Below are 14,856 nucleotides of genomic sequence, written 5' to 3'. Positions count from 1 at the left end.
ATCAGTATTGACAAAAAGAAGGCTTATTTTCTGCTGAAAAGATCCAAATCCGGAAGCTTCGCCTGCCAGCCGTGGCTGGGACTTCGGTCATCGGTCATCGGTCTTCCAACAAGCCAAGCAAAGAAAATATGGCAAATGCATGATCAAGGATAAAAAGAAAAACATAGTATACCCTCGAGATTTTAAAACCTCAAGGCTTGGTGCTTTTTAAAAAAACTGCTTCATTTTTTCTAAACCTGTCCGGGCGACTACATCAGCATCCATGGCATACAAACTAGGATTGAAGAGCTCGAGGGAGAGAATTTTGTTTCCGCCCATATTCTTTAAGGTCTGAGCTACTTCCGCCAAAGGCCCCACCCCATCCCCAGGAAAAACCCGATGCTTGTCCTCTTGCTCTGTTCTGGCCAGGGTGCCGGGGAAATCATTCATATGAAATACTTCTACCGCATTCCCACTGAGCAGTTTCAGCCCATCAAAACCGGAATCTCCACGGAAAAGATGATAAATATCCGGCAGCAATCGGGCATCCGCATCATTAGCCATGGCTGCGACCGCCAGAGCCTGCCCCAACTGATAGAAAGGTGGAAAGGCTCCCCAAAACTCCAATTGTGGCATACAGCCGGTTTTGCGGCCAAGCTCCAGAAGTTGAGCATACTTTTCTCCAGCTTCAAATAAGTCCACTGGCGCTTCCGCACCGATTGCAGGAGCGGCGATGCGCTTGCAACCAATGGCTGCGAGCTGATTCATTTCCTTTTCGATTTGGGCAAAGCCTTTTTTGCTTTTCTCCAGATCCTGCGCCATCCAAGTCGCGAAGCCTATGGCATTCACCGCTTCGATTCCCGCATCATCCAATTCCTTTTTCAAGGCTTGGAGACTTTTTCCAGACTCCAAATAGGCATCGATTTCCATCATCCACAGTTCGATTCCATCATAGCCTGCCCGTGCGGTGATAGTAATCATTTCTGAGAGGCTCAGCTTTTGCCCCCGTATCGTGGAGGTGTTCAAGGAAAATTTAAATTGCTGTAGCTTTTGGTCTTTTGCCTTCGTCTGTATAAGCGGGGCAGTTGCGGCTAGGGAAGTAAGAGCGAGGGTCTTGAGGGCTTGTCGGCGATTGGTCATAATAGGTTTTTAACAATTTGGTGGAGGCATTTTCCCTTCTATCGATAAAGGAAGCCACTTAAAGATATTTTTAAAAATAGAAAATCTCGGATTAGAAACTCTTGTAATTTCGACCATGCATAAAATAATTTTTTCTTTAGGTAGCTGGATATTTTTGACGGTTTCGTCATTCGGTCAAGCTGTCAGCGAGAATCTTCAAAATCTGGATAAGTACCAGGAGCAGCTTCCTTTCTTTCAGGAGCTCATCACTGGTGCGCAGTATCCGGAGCCTCCGAGGAATTATGATGGGTTTCCTTTTTTGGATACCCGTTCCTTCGAAAATGGAGGACTGACCATCAATCGGGTCTTTTATCCCGATGTGCCTTTGCTTTATGATATTCGCTATGATCAGGTGATCACTTTTCATCCCCTCTTTTCACAAAAGCTTTTGATCAAGCCTTCCAAAATTGATGGTTTTGTACTGTCTGACGGGAAAGAGTTTGTACAGCTGAGCGGTAATGAAGGATATCTGTATGACAAAAATGGCTTTTATGAAGTGATTGCCTCCGGAGATTTCAGGCTTTTGTCCAAGCATTACAAAGTCGATAGACGCGCAAGGGAATTGGGGGATTATATTGGCTATTACGATGAGTACGAAGATTTCTTTTTGTACAAAGCAGGAGCTTTTTACCCAGTCAAGAAAAAGAAAGATGCGATTAAGGTGCTCGGAGTACAAAAAAAGGCGATCCGGGAAAATCTCACTCGACAACGGATCTACTACAATAAAGATCGAAGAAAATACCTAGTCGCTTTGCTCCAACTCGCCAACTCCTCCAAAACTGATTAAGAATGAAAGCGATACGAATTTCACTTATTTTAATTCTTGGACTCGCTGTGACGCAGGTTTGGGCACAGACTTCGGCAAAGTTTACCGGCTTCTACGCGGGCCTGAGCTTTGAGCGATTTGCCGAAAAGATCGAGTCCGAGAGCGATTTTCGCTTTTATTTCGATCCCATGTTGGTGGAAGGAATTACGGTCAATATTCAGGTAAATGAAACCGGGCTTTCGGATCTTTTGAGTAGCGTTTTGGAAGAAACGGATTTGGAATTTTCTATTTCTCCTGATGGAAAGGTTTTTATCACCAAGGGTGAAAAGTTCACGGTGGACTTCGCTAGAGGATATTTTGACCCGAAAGTAGATGTGGAAGGTGCCTCCGGGAAGAATGCTTCTGCCATGGGTGCCTTTGCTCGAAATATGCGCTTTGAAATTGGTAAGGAAAATGAAGATCCAGCAAAGAGGACGGCCGTCTTACGAGGGAAAATCACCAATATCGACAATGGTGAACCGATGTTGGGGACAGTGATCTTCGAAAAGGTGGACTATCAGAAAGCCATTACCGACGAAAATGGAACGTACCGACTGGAACTGCCGAAGGGCCGACATACTTTGATCGTCCAAAATCCAGGAGGCTATCAAGAGCAACGTCAAATCGAGCTCTTTGGGGATGGGATATTGGATATGGAGGTGCAGGAGAATTTCCTTTCCCTAGACGAAGTAGTCGTGAGTTCGGGGGCTTTGAACAATATCAATAAATTGGATATGGGCGTGCAGGCTATCAGCATAGCCGATGTCCGGAAGTTACCTGCGATTCTGGGAGAGGTAGATATTTTGAGAGGTGTTTTGACCCTGCCGGGTGTGAATACCGTCGGAGAAGCCAGCGTCGGCTTCAATGTCCGCGGTGGTGCGGCCGATCAAAACTTGATACTTTACAATCAGTCCACGGTCTTCAATCCTGCACACGTTTTTGGCTTTTTCTCAGCGTTCAATCCCGATATGGTTTCAGGAGTGGAGCTTTATAAAGGCTCAGTGCCTGTCAATTATGGAGGAAGGCTTTCTTCCGTGCTTCAGGTGGAACCCAAATTTGGGCGAACCGATAAAATCGGAGGAAGCGGAGGTATTGGAATAATGACCGGTAGACTGAGTTTGGAAGGACCTATCGGAGAGAATACCACCTTTATATTGGGCGGAAGAACTACTTACTCGGATTGGGCTTTGAATCTTCTGGAGGATGAAGCAGCCTTGGAAGGATCGAATGCTTCCTTTTATGATCTGAATGCCAATCTCCGTCATACCTTCAATGATAAGAATCAACTTGAAATCACTTCCTATATCTCTCAGGATGATTTTGCCTTTGACGCTGATACGACCTATTCCTATCGCAATACTAACTTGGCTGCGACCTGGCGACATTACTTCAATGATCAACTGGAAGGTAGATTTACAGTGGGTTATGATGGCTATGAGTTTGGGATCATCGGAGAAGACAATCCTCTGAACGCCTACGAATTCAGCTTCGATGTCAAGCAATGGCACTTACGGGCAGATTTTGAATACAGAAAAGGGGAAGATCACCTGTATAAGTTTGGGGTGCATGGTATTCAATATCAACTCAATCCCGGTACCAATCTACCTTTCGGCTCGGAGTCTATCGTGATCCCGGAGGATTTGGAAGATGAAAATGCGCGGGAGATTGCGGTGTATTTCGGAGATGAATGGACGATCAATGAGCGCTTTTCCCTGAGCTATGGTGGACGCTATATGCTCTATCAGCTTCTTGGACCTTTGACAGTCAATCAATATGTGCCTGGAGCTCCAATCACGGAGAGCAATGTGATAGGGGAGGAGACTTTCGGGGCAGGTCAGGTAGTTCAGACCTATCATGGTCCGGAGTTTAGACTATCGGGTCGATACACCTTGGATAATCAATCCTCAATCAAGGCAGGCTTTACCACCATGCGGCAAAACCTTCACCTGCTGTCCAATACCTCAGCGATTGCACCGACAGATAGCTGGAAGCTGAGTGACCGCTATCTAAAACCTCAAACCGGAGGTCAGGCTTCTGTAGGTTATTATCGAAACATGGCGCGAAATACCTTGGAGTTTTCCGGTGAAGTCTATTATCGCTACATGAATAATCTGCTGGATTATCGGTCTGGGGCAGATTTGATTCTGAATGAAAATATTGAGCAGGATGTCCTGAATTCTATCGGTAAAGCCTATGGAGTGGAGCTTTTGATGAAAAAGACTTCCGGCCTTTTGACAGGATCCTTGGCCTATACCTACTCCCGTTCTTTGCTGAGGACTTCCGATGAACCAAGTATCGAAAAGATCAATAATGGGGAATTTTACTCCAGTAATTTTGACCAACCCCATCATGTGGTTTTAGTAACGAATTATGAGCTCAGCAAGCGGATCAACGTTTCCTTGAATGGAAATTACAGCACAGGCAGACCGGTGACTTTGCCGATTGCTAAGTTTGAATACGCGGGTTCGGAGCGGGTTTATTTCTCTGAAAGAAATGCCTATCGGATTCCTGATTACTTCCGACTGGATGCCTCAGTCAATTTGGAGGGAAATCATAAGGTCAAGAAACTGGCACATTCTTCCTGGTCCTTGGGCGTCTATAATTTGCTAGGACGAAGCAATCCTTACTCGGTTTATTACACAGCAGTAGAAGGGCAGCTCCAAGGCTATCAGCTTTCTATTTTCGCCCGACCTATTCCTTTTATTACCTACAATTTCAAATTCTGATGCGGTATAACTTTCTATATATTTTATTTTTCCTTGGACTGTTTTCGGCCTGTCGGGAGCCTTTCGAGCCCGAGATCGATCCGGTCGATCTGGATGTTCTCGTGGTGGAAGGATACCTGGACTCAGAGGGGATTCCCAGTGAGCTGTCTCTAAGCTTGACCTCCAATATTCAGAGTGATGGATTCACCAATAACTTGGTCAATGGAGCAACCATTTATTTGGAAAATACCTCGGGGGCTCGTTTCTCGTTCACTGAGTTGGGAGATGGTAAGTATGAATTTGCACATGATATTTCAGAATCGGATGTCTATCGGCTTCGGATCTTTTTGCAAAACGGAGCAAGCTATACCTCGGAGGAACTAAGACCCATTATCACCCCTGATATCATCGATGTGGGATTTGATAAGAATGAAGATGGGGTGGAGATTTTCCTGACCACACAGGGTGATGAAAATGCCGATGACTTTCTCTGGACCTACGAGGAAACATGGGCTTTCAGGCCTCCTTTTACATCTTTGGACAAATATGTGCCAGAGACCCAAGAGATCGTGCCTCGTACAGATGAGGAGCGAATTGACCGTTGCTACTTGAGTCGTCCCAATTCGGATCTTTTGCTGGAAACTTCTTCCCGATTCGAGGATCAGTTTGTTTTCCGGCAGGCTATCCGACAGATCAATCAGGGAGACGAGCGACTTTCGCTTCGCTATAGTATTTTGATTTCCCAGAAAGCAATCAGCAAGGATGATGTGGAGTTTTGGGAGATTCTGAAAGAGAATTCGGATGATTTGGGATCTATTTTCAGCCCGCTTCCATCCATCATCGGGGGGAATATCACCATGGATCAAAATCCAGATGCACCAGTCATCGGACAGGTCAGTTTGGGGGTGGTAAAGCAAAAACGTCTTTACATCGATATTCGGGAGGTAGCTCCTTGGACTGCAGAAGTGGAGGAATATTTTGGTTGTGTTTTGGAGCCGGATACCGTCTTGGTTGCTAATTATGATCAGTTTTTCAGGTCAGGGGGAAATATACCGACTACTCCGATTTTCCTTGAAAACGGCTTTGTTCCCATTGGCTACCGCTATGCGCGGGCTTCCTGTGTAGACTGTACACGCAGAGGATCGAATTTGAAACCTGATTTTTGGGAGGACTTCTGATGAATAGATTCTATCGCTTTAAATATTTCGCAGCTATTTGCTGCTTGGTTTTCCTTTCGCTTTCTCTTTTTGCACAAAATGCCGTCCCTGAAACAGTAGAGTTTTCAGTTCCCAAGAATATTTTCTTCACTGGGGAGAAAGTTTGGATTCAAGCTTCGGCGTATCAAAACGATAAGCCAAGTACCTCACAGGTTCTCTACGTGGAGCTCCTCAATCGGGAAAATCAATCCGTTTACTTGTCTAAATTCTTACTCGAAAAGGGGGAGCTTTTTCATTTCTTAGAAATCCCGAAGGATATTCCTTCTGACCATTATCTTTTGCGGGTGTTTACCCGAATTAGTCCTTTGGTGGACTTGGAAAAGGGGCTCAAACAGCAGTTTGTGACTATTTTCAATCCAAAAATCCCACCAGCGATAGCGGAAGATCATCCTGGGTTTTTTGAAAATCTGCCTAAATCTGATACCGATCTCAGCATTTCGAAGCCTCTTCCCAAAGCAGGAGAGGAGCTTAGTATTCGATCAAATGCTTTCAAAGAATCCACGAAACTTTTTGTGAAAGTTTACAATCCCTACCTGAAAGATTCTGAGGGTTTGCCTTCTTCAGCCATTTATTCCGGAAAGGCTCAAGGTGAATTTTTGCCTGAGTTGTTTGGGCATATAGTAGCTGCTCAGATTGATCCGAGAACGGTCGATACGACGAAGGTTTATTTCCTTTCAGTGCATGGAAGGGAGTCTGCTTTGTACACGGATAGACCTGATGAAAAGGGGAAATTGTATTTCGATATTGGGGGATTGAAGCATTGGGATTTTATGATTGCTCAGGCAGATCAAAATGGGGATATGCTAGACTTTGAATTCCTCAGCCCTGCTGTGAGAACTGAATTTGCGAGTGGGTTTTCTTTTCCAGAATTGAAAATCAGTCCCAATGATCAGCCTTTCCTTCAGGATTTGTTGATCAGTAGTGGAGTGCAGACTTTTTACACCGAAAAGTATGAGCAAGAACCCATTCCTGTCGTGACAGGCTTTGTGGCAGATCGGACTTTTCTCTTGGATGATTATACCCGCTTTGAATCGGTAGAAACTGTGATCAAAGAGTACGTACCGATGGTTTCGGTGCGTACTAGGCAGGGAAAAAAGGAGTTTCGATCAGTAAATGAGTTTGGGAATACTTTCACCGGAAATCCTTTGATGCTTGTAGATGGGATGCCTGTTTTTGACTCGGATCAGCTTGCGGCTTTTAATCCGAAGAACTTTGAAAAGCTGGAGGTTCTGTCTCGAGTCTTCTATCTCAATGATCAGCGCTACGAGGGGGTGATGAGTTTCTCCTCCTATCAAAGTAATGTAGGAGGCTTTCCCTTACCTACCAATGCCTTCTTCAAGCAGACACCTGGCATACAAGTGCCGGTTCAATTGGAGCAAGAGACCTTTGGAGGTTCAAGCATAAATCGCGGTGATTTTAGATCCGTCCTTTTCTGGTCAAATGATCCGAAGGCTTCAAAATTGAATGGTGATGCACTTAACCTTAAAACCCCGGATTTGTCCTTGCCTTTTGAGGTGGAATTGCTAGAAAATGGAAAGGTGATCCGAAGGGCTTACTTCATGGTTCAGTCTCCTGATTAATCCTTTTTCTTCAATTCATTCGATAGGAAATCGCCCAGCTTCTTTTGGTAAGTAGCCTCATCCGGATATTCGGGTACCAGGGATTTTTTCTCAGGGAAAGTTTCCATGTGGAGAGTCTGGGTAGGGAATGCAAATCGAACTCCAAGCGCATTGGCTAGTTTGACGGTGCTTATCAGGATTTCATGCCGAGCCCGAAGCTCTTCTGGCCAGGTAGGAACTGTGAAGAAAATGTAGAGCATCACGTCCTGACTGTATGCCGAAAGGTTATTGAAGTAGATATGAAAATAGTCCTTTCGAGTGTCGGGGTGAGCTAAAACGATTTCTCGAAGCCCTTTGACAAACTTCTCGATCAATTCCGGCGGGGTGTCGTAGGTGACAGTCAGAGTGGTGTAAAATCTTCGATAGACGCGAAGTCCATGATTGTCAAGGATGGCATCAGCCATTTTCCCGTTTGGAACGTACATCACGGAATTTCGAAAGGTTCGAACCCGGGTGGATCGAAACCCCACTTCCTCTACCGTACCGTCAATTTCTCCGGAAGTGATCCAATCCCCCACTTGAAAGGGCTTGTCGATAAAGATCATGACAGAACCAAAGAAGTTTTTGATGGTGTCTTGGGCGGCAAGTGCAATGGCTACACCACCGATGGAAAGACCAGTCAAGAAAGGAATGATATCGAGATTAAACCCATCTTTTAGGATGAAAAGTGTACCAATGAGGACTACAAATGCTTTAAGGGTTTTTCTCAAAAGCGGAACGAGCTGATCATCTAGCGTGGACTCTGTTTTGGTAGCCAATCGGGCAAAGTACATAGCCAGGACATTGACCAACTTGTAAAAAATCAAGGTGATCAAGAGTGGCCTCAGCGTCCGTAGAATCACCACAAGCCATGACCAAATCTCTACCGGAAGCTGTAGCACTGGGAGTAAAATAGATAGGATTTGAACGATCAAAAAGTAACTGACCACCTTCGCAACAGGAAGGAGGTAGCTCTCTCCGAGTTTCTGAATATTTAGTTTTCTGAATAGGAAAACCAAACCTTTATCCACCAAAAAGGTGAAAAAGAAATGGGCAATAAAGACAAATAAAATAATGAAAAAGAGCCCTACTAATTGCCAGAGATAGAAGCCAAGGTATTGCTCGTTTCCAATCTTAGGTAGAAGGTTGAGCAATCGATCCGTACCGTAAGGGTAGGTGCTCTTGTGCATTTCTTCGATCTGACTTACCGTAAATGCTGAAAACTGCCACTGAGAGCCCACTTTTTCCAGGAATACTCCCGGAAGCTTATTGCGGTCAAAATAGTAGATTTTCTCTGCGACTATTCCCGTTGTGTCCTGATAGTCTGCGATTCTTGGGATTTGACTTGCTCGGATAATGATCCCTTGCCCTTCAAAAATCTGCTTAAGCTTGATACTTAGACTTTCCCCTTCGTCCTTTGAAACATCCGAGAGATTTAGCGCTTTTGCAGCCTGCTCAGGAGCAAAATTGGAGTCCTCTAGATTGTAAAAAAAAGTCAGTGTGGTATGATATGGCGTACTCAGGTTGGATCTTGCAGGATCGGTGATGGCTGCCGTATTATCCCGAATCAACTGTGCCTGAATCTGTAGGGAAATGGCAAATAGAAGGTAAAAACTTATAAATATTTTGCGAAACATAGCTCCGGTTTAGTTCTAATGTAAAATCCAATCAACTAGGCCGAAAGGAAATAAGTGATCATTTGATCACCCATGATGGTGTGTATGGCGTACTGATTTGCCCTTTGGTCAAAACTAATCTGAATCGGACCTGAACTATCCAACGGCAAGTTGGTCAGCAGGTTACCCGAAAGATCATAGAGATAAGTGAAGTTTTGCAGAGGGTCTGTCACTGCAAAAATCTGTCTATCCGATCCAAAATCAAAATATTGATACACAAGTCTTTCTTCAGAGACGCGGATATTAAATAAAACCTCCTGCTTGGAATTGAAGACCTTGAGCTGGTTGAAGGTTTTGGAAAGGATGATAAACTGATTCTGATTTTGATCAGGGATTAACTTGAATTCGCTGTCTCGATCATCTTTTTCCAGTTGATTTCGATTGACCACTTCTCCGTTGAAGTTCACTTCGATTACCTGTCCATCTGTGCTGACCCCGGTGAGGACAAATCGATTGGAAGTGGCAGATTTTCCGAAGAATAATTCAGACTGGAAGCCCGCACTAAGGTCGAAAGGCGATCCGGATTGCTTTTCCCCTCTTCGATTGAAAAGATGAAGCTTGCCTGATGGAGTGAGCGTGCCCATGTAGTCTCCTACGCCCGGTACCCGATAGTGTCGCGGACTTTGAAGGCTATTCTCCGAGATTGGATTTGGGTTCCAACCCTCCAGTTTATTTCCGGATTTATCCAGTAAAAGGAGGTTCGCAGACTCTGTTGCTACAAAGTATCGGTAGTCTCGGGTATTGTCATAATCAACCAACTGCAAGTGAGTAATCGATTCCTTGAGATCAAAAGGATAGCCGGTCAATGGATTTCCAAGCCGGTCAATTCCATAAATTTTATCCTTGGTGGCAAGAAGCAACTGAAGTTTTCCATTTTTGAAATAGTCAACTTGAAAAGCATCACTGATAACGGGGCCAGATAGTGGATACCGATAGACTATTTCTCCAGCTGAGTTTATGAGGTATAGAGTATGGTCCTGGTCTTGAAGGATCAAATCTTTTGAGTTGTCCTGGTAGTTGATGATCTCCTTTGGTCCCCAAATTAGCCTTTGATTGAATCTCAAGATCTGATCTGATTGGAGATTGACCTGATTTTCGGCGATTTCTATTTCTGGAGCTGTTTCATCAAAAGTGATTAAAATGCTGCTCTTTACTTCTTCCCCGATTTGATTTACCCGGAGGGTCAGATAAGGAAAAGCACTAAATACTGGTCTGTATTTTTGGAAATAGGAACTCCAGGAACTGTTGGTTAAGGTGGTCCATTTATTCCAGATTTCCTTGATTCGATAGGTCTGCGAGAAACCAACGCTTGGGCTTAAAGCTGCCTTCAGATAATCTGGAAGCGCATTACTATCCCAGGTATAGCCTCTATTAAGATCGTCAAGAAGCATTTTGACGGCTTCTTGCGAATTGGCAAATAGAATGATATTACCACGACGGATTACAAAAGTCTGTGGAAAGCCTACAAACTTTCCCGAAAAAAGATAGGCGGGAAGCTCCTCCGTGGGAACGTAGAAAACTTCATCATTTCCATAAAAATCAGAATAGGTTTCACTTTCTTTTTGTAGGTAGTTTTTTAGAATCTCGAGGGGTTCATTGTCGTTGAGCAGTCTCGCGACCAAGACTAGATTTGAGCTACCATCAGCTCTCGCTTCCAGTTCTTGTAGGTAAAATTCCCCACCAAACCCATCCAAAAATCCTTGATCAATCAAGTTTTGCTGTACTTCGGCTTGGATAGTGGATTTTGGGACGAAACCTCGATTTTCTAGCTGCTGAATTTCTGCTATACCTTGTAAATTGAATTGGGTCAGAGAGACCGTTCTGGCAGAGATAGCTTTTTGAATTTCAGAAATATTCGCAGCAAGGGAAGGGGTGAAGGAAGGTGCTTCGCTGTAACCCAAATTCCCCTCAAATCTGATTTGATTATCATCCAAAAAGAGTTCGTAAGCGACAGATGCATCAAGATTTTCCAAGGCCCGAATTTGCTGACTTTCTCTTTCCTTGCTTACACCTTTCAGAAAACTTGCAAGGCTTTTTCCTCTGAGCCAAAGCGTAGCCAAACCCTTTTCGCCGGAAGCTGTCAAGTCAGCCGGGATCAATTCCTCTGCGGGGACCTGAGACTTTCTTATTGCCTCCTCCACTAGAAATGATGATTCGGAAAGGACCAGGAGCCCATTTAAATAGGTGAAACTCATCAGTCGGGAGTCGGGGCCTTGAGTGACTTCGGTAATTTCAGTTTCAGAATAAGTCCTTGCTACCAGTTTTGTTTCTCCCGAGATATTGGATTTGATACTTGATAAAAGGTTTTCAAGAGAGGACTGATCCAATTGTAAAATATAGAGTAGATCAAAACTTTCAGCTCCTGTGGGATGATAGGAGATGGTTAGGTTGTTCCCATTGAGTAATCGGGAGATTTGACCTTGGAATCCTGTGAGGCTATCTAAGGTCGAGAGATTAGTGGCGATTTTTTCAAAGCTTGGGATGGTTTTGATTTTTTCCCAAAGTGGGTGATTGACCAGCTTATTCCAGCTTTGATCAGCTTGATCTGATTCTAGAACAAAAACGGCATTATCACTGATTAACTGCTTGTTTTCCAGCGTAGATGAGGAAAAATAATCGGAATAAAGCAGGTAGCCCGCAACTGCGGCGACCAAGATAATGGCGAGAATCAATGCACTTTTACCAATATTCAAGGGGCTGGAATTTTGTGGTTAAGGTACAAAAATTAGACCCGGAATGCAGCTTTTTCAAACTAGATCCCGGGTCTTTGAATTTAGAAGTTCAATTACTTGGACAAATTGTCAAGTACATGCATTACTTCTTTGACGTGGCCTCTGGAAACTTCCAAAAGAGCCTTTTCTTCTTCGTTGAGATCCAATTCGATCACTTTTTCGATTCCGTTTTTGCCGAGGATGACAGGAACGCCAAGATAGCAGTCATCGATACCGTATTCGCCATCAAGCTTGATGCAGACTGGGAACACGCGACGCTGATTCTTAAGGATTGCCTCTACCATCTGAGCAGCAGCAGAGCCAGGTGCATACCATGCGGAAGTTCCCATCAATTTCACCAATTCACCGCCACCGAATTTTGTTCGCTCGATGATTGCGTCCAATTTATCTTTAGCGACAAGCTCTGTCACAGGAATACCAGCAACAGTCGTGTAGCGAGGAAGTGGAACCATCGTGTCACCATGTCCTCCCATCAAGATAGCCTGAATCTCTTTTGCTGATACATTCAGCTCTTCTGCCAAGAAAGCTCTGTAGCGTGCTGTGTCTAGAATTCCAGCCATACCCATCACTTTGGTACGTGGCAGCTTGGAAGAGAGGTGAGCCTGATAAGTCATCACATCGAGTGGGTTAGATACGACGATGATGATGGCGTCAGGTGAATGCTTGATTACGTTTTCTGTTACAGACTTCACGATCCCTGCGTTGGTTTCGATCAAGTCGTCACGGGTCATCCCTGGCTTGCGTGGTAGGCCTGAAGTGATGACAACTACATCTGATCCAGCAGTTTTGCTGTAGTCATTTGTACTGCCGACTGTACGCGGGTCATATTGATTGATCGGGGCCTTTTGCCAGATATCCAAAGCCTTGCCCTCGGCTACGCCTTCCTTGATATCTACCAAAACAATTTCTTCCGCGATTTCGCGATAGGCCAAAACGTCAGCGCAAGTTGCTCCTACGTTTCCAGCCCCAACTACGGTTACTTTGCTCATGATTTTATAAATTTTTATGAATGAATTGCCTAAAAAGCGCCGCTAAGTTAATTAACAATGACAGGATTAGAAACCCGAAAGGAAATACTTTGTTGGATGGTATTTGACTTAAGGCTAAGGGGCTGTCAATTGTCACTCAAACATTTGCCGAAGGCTAAAAAATCCGAAGGACTCCCGATAGGAGCGGAAGAGTCGCTGATTGTTTTCGTTGTAATATTCTGCAAGCGCTGTCATCACCTTGGCTTTGATTTTTGGATTGCTTTCGAAGATCTCTTGAATAGCAAAATGCGGGATCACGATCAACTCTGCCTCATCCGAACTGACAATCGCGGTGTAGATTCGTTTGGTGTTTTGTAAAAGGGAGTTTTCTCCAAATGCCTGGCCACGATTGATTTCCATGATCATCTCAAAATTGTCCTTTACATCTATCGTCAGGTGCACTTGTCCTTTCTTGATCAAGTAGATGGCTTGACTAGGGTCTTTACTGAAAAAGACTACCTCATCTTTGACATATTTGCGGACATGCATGGCTGGTAAAAAACGCGATAGCTCCTTGTTTTTTAACTTTTCAAAAAATTTGATCGGCCTCATAAAATCAAAAGTCTGAAGCTCAGATTCTGTATAGGATTTGGTAAAAGGATTTTGCATCAGTTTTTCTTTTTGAAATGTAAAGCAATCCGTGTAGCCTCGTCGCACTTGGCCCAGTCTGCAATCCGGTGGCCGATCACCCAGGCGATTTTTCCCTCCGAAACAAGCACCTTGACCTGATCTTTGTGCCAACGGTCTATTTTCAAATCTATCAAAAAATCAGAGACTTTTTTTCCGTTTTTCATCCCTAGAGGAATGAATTTGTCTCCCAACTCCCAAGTTCGGATAGTCAAGGGAAAACTAAGCCGATCCAAATCCAACTGGGCATTCTGACGGGACGTGTCAATTTTCCGGTCAAAAGGTTCTTTCAGTAATTCGTAGGTGCCCTCCGGAATTACGAGCTCGATGTCTTTTTCATCTAGGATGACAGGGTCAAACTGCTCTGAAATTGGCGCCAAAAGCAAGGCTTCCCGGTCTACTGTCAACTGATGAGTTGCGCTGAAGAAAACTTTCCCGCTTTCCTGATTTTTGGCCGAGTGGAGGGTTGATTCGGCTTGATCCGAGTTGAATCCGTAGCTCCGAAGCCAGTAAAAAAGCAAAGTGGCAGCACCTGCCAGATTGATAAAACTCCGAAAAGGCAAGCTTTCTACTTCTGAATCTTTTTGAAGGTTTTGCTCTAGCCAGATTTCTGATAGTCCTCCCAGTGCCTTACCGGCATCCTGTAAGCGGTTAAAACTGCTTAGCAGGTTTTGCTTGGCATCTTCACTTACTTCGTAGAGAGCGGGGAGTGCTTCCAGCCTGAGCTTGTTTCGCTTATATTCTGTTTTTTGATTCGAAGCATCTTCTCGCCAAATGATTCCATTTTCTTTGGCAAAAGCCAGAATCTCCTCTTTTGAAAAAGGGAGTAGTGGACGGATCAAGTAGCCCTTTTTATCCGCCATGCCTTGTATCCCATCCAATCCTGTGGTACGCAGGAGATTTAGAAAGATCGTTTCCAACTGATCGTCCTGATGATGGGCAAGGACGATTCCATCCAAGGATCGCTTTTTTATTAAATCATCAAACCAAGCGTATCGAATGTCCCTAGCGGCCATCTGTATGGAGATTTTCTCATCCGTGGCTTTACTGGTAGTGTCCGGGTGATGGCTGTGGAAAGGAATGCTATTTTTCTTGCTCCACTTTTCAATCGAGGATTCATCTGCATCGCTTTCTGCTCCTCGCAAGCCAAAATTAACATGGCCGATTTCAAAAGGGATTCCTATTTCCAAAAGCAAATGTGCCAAAACCATGCTATCCACTCCTCCGCTACAGGCGAGTAGGTAGGTTTTAGAAGGAGACAAAAGGCTCCGTTTTTCGATATGCTCCTTAAATACTGTTAACATTGATCA

Annotated in this window: 10 protein-coding genes; 4 read left to right on the top strand and 6 right to left on the bottom strand. The window is 44.4% G+C overall.

What is annotated here, in order from left to right:
- Positions 1–207: 207 nt before the first annotated feature.
- Positions 208–1,119, bottom strand: a complete 912-nt coding sequence (locus CDH51_RS08410; RefSeq protein WP_100628227.1) for a sugar phosphate isomerase/epimerase family protein — start codon at positions 1,117–1,119, stop codon at positions 208–210.
- A 115-nt stretch (positions 1,120–1,234) separates the two neighbouring features.
- On the opposite strand from CDH51_RS08410, the gene CDH51_RS08405 reads away from it, so the two are divergent.
- From CDH51_RS08405 to CDH51_RS08390, 4 genes are read left to right on the top strand one after another with little or no spacing between them, the layout of a single operon-like run.
- Complete coding sequence (locus CDH51_RS08405; RefSeq protein ID WP_100628226.1) at positions 1,235–1,945, top strand: hypothetical protein; 711 nt, start codon at positions 1,235–1,237, stop codon at positions 1,943–1,945.
- A gap of 2 nt (positions 1,946–1,947) precedes the next feature.
- A complete protein-coding gene (locus CDH51_RS08400) occupies positions 1,948–4,689 on the top strand; it encodes a TonB-dependent receptor (RefSeq protein WP_100628225.1) in 2,742 nt (913 codons plus the stop codon).
- Entirely contained in the window at positions 4,689–5,846 is a 1,158-nt protein-coding gene (locus CDH51_RS08395) for a DUF4249 domain-containing protein (protein WP_100628224.1), read from the top strand. Before CDH51_RS08400 ends, CDH51_RS08395 begins: the two co-directional genes overlap by 1 nt.
- Positions 5,846–7,465, top strand: coding sequence for a TonB-dependent receptor plug domain-containing protein (locus CDH51_RS08390; protein WP_100628223.1), 1,620 nt, complete (start codon positions 5,846–5,848; stop codon positions 7,463–7,465). The genes CDH51_RS08395 and CDH51_RS08390 overlap by 1 nt, the downstream gene beginning before the upstream one ends.
- On the opposite strand, the gene CDH51_RS08385 is transcribed toward CDH51_RS08390, so the two are convergent.
- From CDH51_RS08385 to tilS, 5 genes are all read right to left on the bottom strand, one after another.
- A complete protein-coding gene (locus CDH51_RS08385; RefSeq protein ID WP_100628222.1) occupies positions 7,462–9,120 on the bottom strand; it encodes a mechanosensitive ion channel family protein in 1,659 nt (552 codons plus the stop codon). The genes CDH51_RS08390 and CDH51_RS08385 overlap by 4 nt on opposite strands.
- Positions 9,121–9,155: 35 nt before the next feature.
- Positions 9,156–11,852, bottom strand: a complete 2,697-nt coding sequence (locus tag CDH51_RS08380) for a hypothetical protein (protein WP_100628221.1) — start codon at positions 11,850–11,852, stop codon at positions 9,156–9,158.
- Positions 11,853–11,944: 92 nt separating this feature from the next.
- Positions 11,945–12,880, bottom strand: a complete 936-nt coding sequence (gene mdh / locus CDH51_RS08375) for a malate dehydrogenase (RefSeq protein ID WP_100628220.1) — start codon at positions 12,878–12,880, stop codon at positions 11,945–11,947.
- A 132-nt stretch (positions 12,881–13,012) separates the two neighbouring features.
- The gene (locus CDH51_RS08370) at positions 13,013–13,528 is read right to left on the bottom strand and encodes a Crp/Fnr family transcriptional regulator (RefSeq protein ID WP_100628219.1); all 516 of its coding nucleotides are present in this window, start codon (positions 13,526–13,528) and stop codon (positions 13,013–13,015) included.
- Positions 13,528–14,850 carry a tRNA lysidine(34) synthetase TilS gene (gene tilS, locus CDH51_RS08365; RefSeq protein ID WP_100628218.1) on the bottom strand — a complete coding sequence of 441 codons (1,323 nt, stop codon included), beginning with the start codon at positions 14,848–14,850 and terminating at the stop codon, positions 13,528–13,530. Before tilS ends, CDH51_RS08370 begins: the two co-directional genes overlap by 1 nt.
- Positions 14,851–14,856: the final 6 nt, after the last annotated feature.

The organism is Algoriphagus formosus (genome assembly GCF_002807035.1).
In the GTDB taxonomy this organism is placed as follows: Bacteria; Bacteroidota; Bacteroidia; order Cytophagales; family Cyclobacteriaceae; genus Algoriphagus; species Algoriphagus formosus.
The sequence above is the reverse complement of the archived record's forward strand: the minus strand, read 5'-3'. Positions and strand labels throughout refer to the sequence as shown.

Bases quoted from the DNA above. Each gene is read 5' to 3' on its own strand.
- CDH51_RS08410 (WP_100628227.1), bottom strand. From the start codon at position 1,119: ATGACCAATCGCCGACAAGCCCTCAAGACCCTCGCTCTTACTTCCCTA.
- CDH51_RS08405 (WP_100628226.1), top strand. From the start codon at position 1,235: ATGCATAAAATAATTTTTTCTTTAGGTAGCTGGATATTTTTGACGGTT.
- CDH51_RS08400 (WP_100628225.1), top strand. From the start codon at position 1,948: ATGAAAGCGATACGAATTTCACTTATTTTAATTCTTGGACTCGCTGTG.
- CDH51_RS08395 (WP_100628224.1), top strand. From the start codon at position 4,689: ATGCGGTATAACTTTCTATATATTTTATTTTTCCTTGGACTGTTTTCG.
- CDH51_RS08390 (WP_100628223.1), top strand. From the start codon at position 5,846: ATGAATAGATTCTATCGCTTTAAATATTTCGCAGCTATTTGCTGCTTG.
- CDH51_RS08385 (WP_100628222.1), bottom strand. From the start codon at position 9,120: ATGTTTCGCAAAATATTTATAAGTTTTTACCTTCTATTTGCCATTTCC.
- mdh (WP_100628220.1), bottom strand. From the start codon at position 12,880: ATGAGCAAAGTAACCGTAGTTGGGGCTGGAAACGTAGGAGCAACTTGC.
- CDH51_RS08370 (WP_100628219.1), bottom strand. From the start codon at position 13,528: ATGCAAAATCCTTTTACCAAATCCTATACAGAATCTGAGCTTCAGACT.
- tilS (WP_100628218.1), bottom strand. From the start codon at position 14,850: ATGTTAACAGTATTTAAGGAGCATATCGAAAAACGGAGCCTTTTGTCT.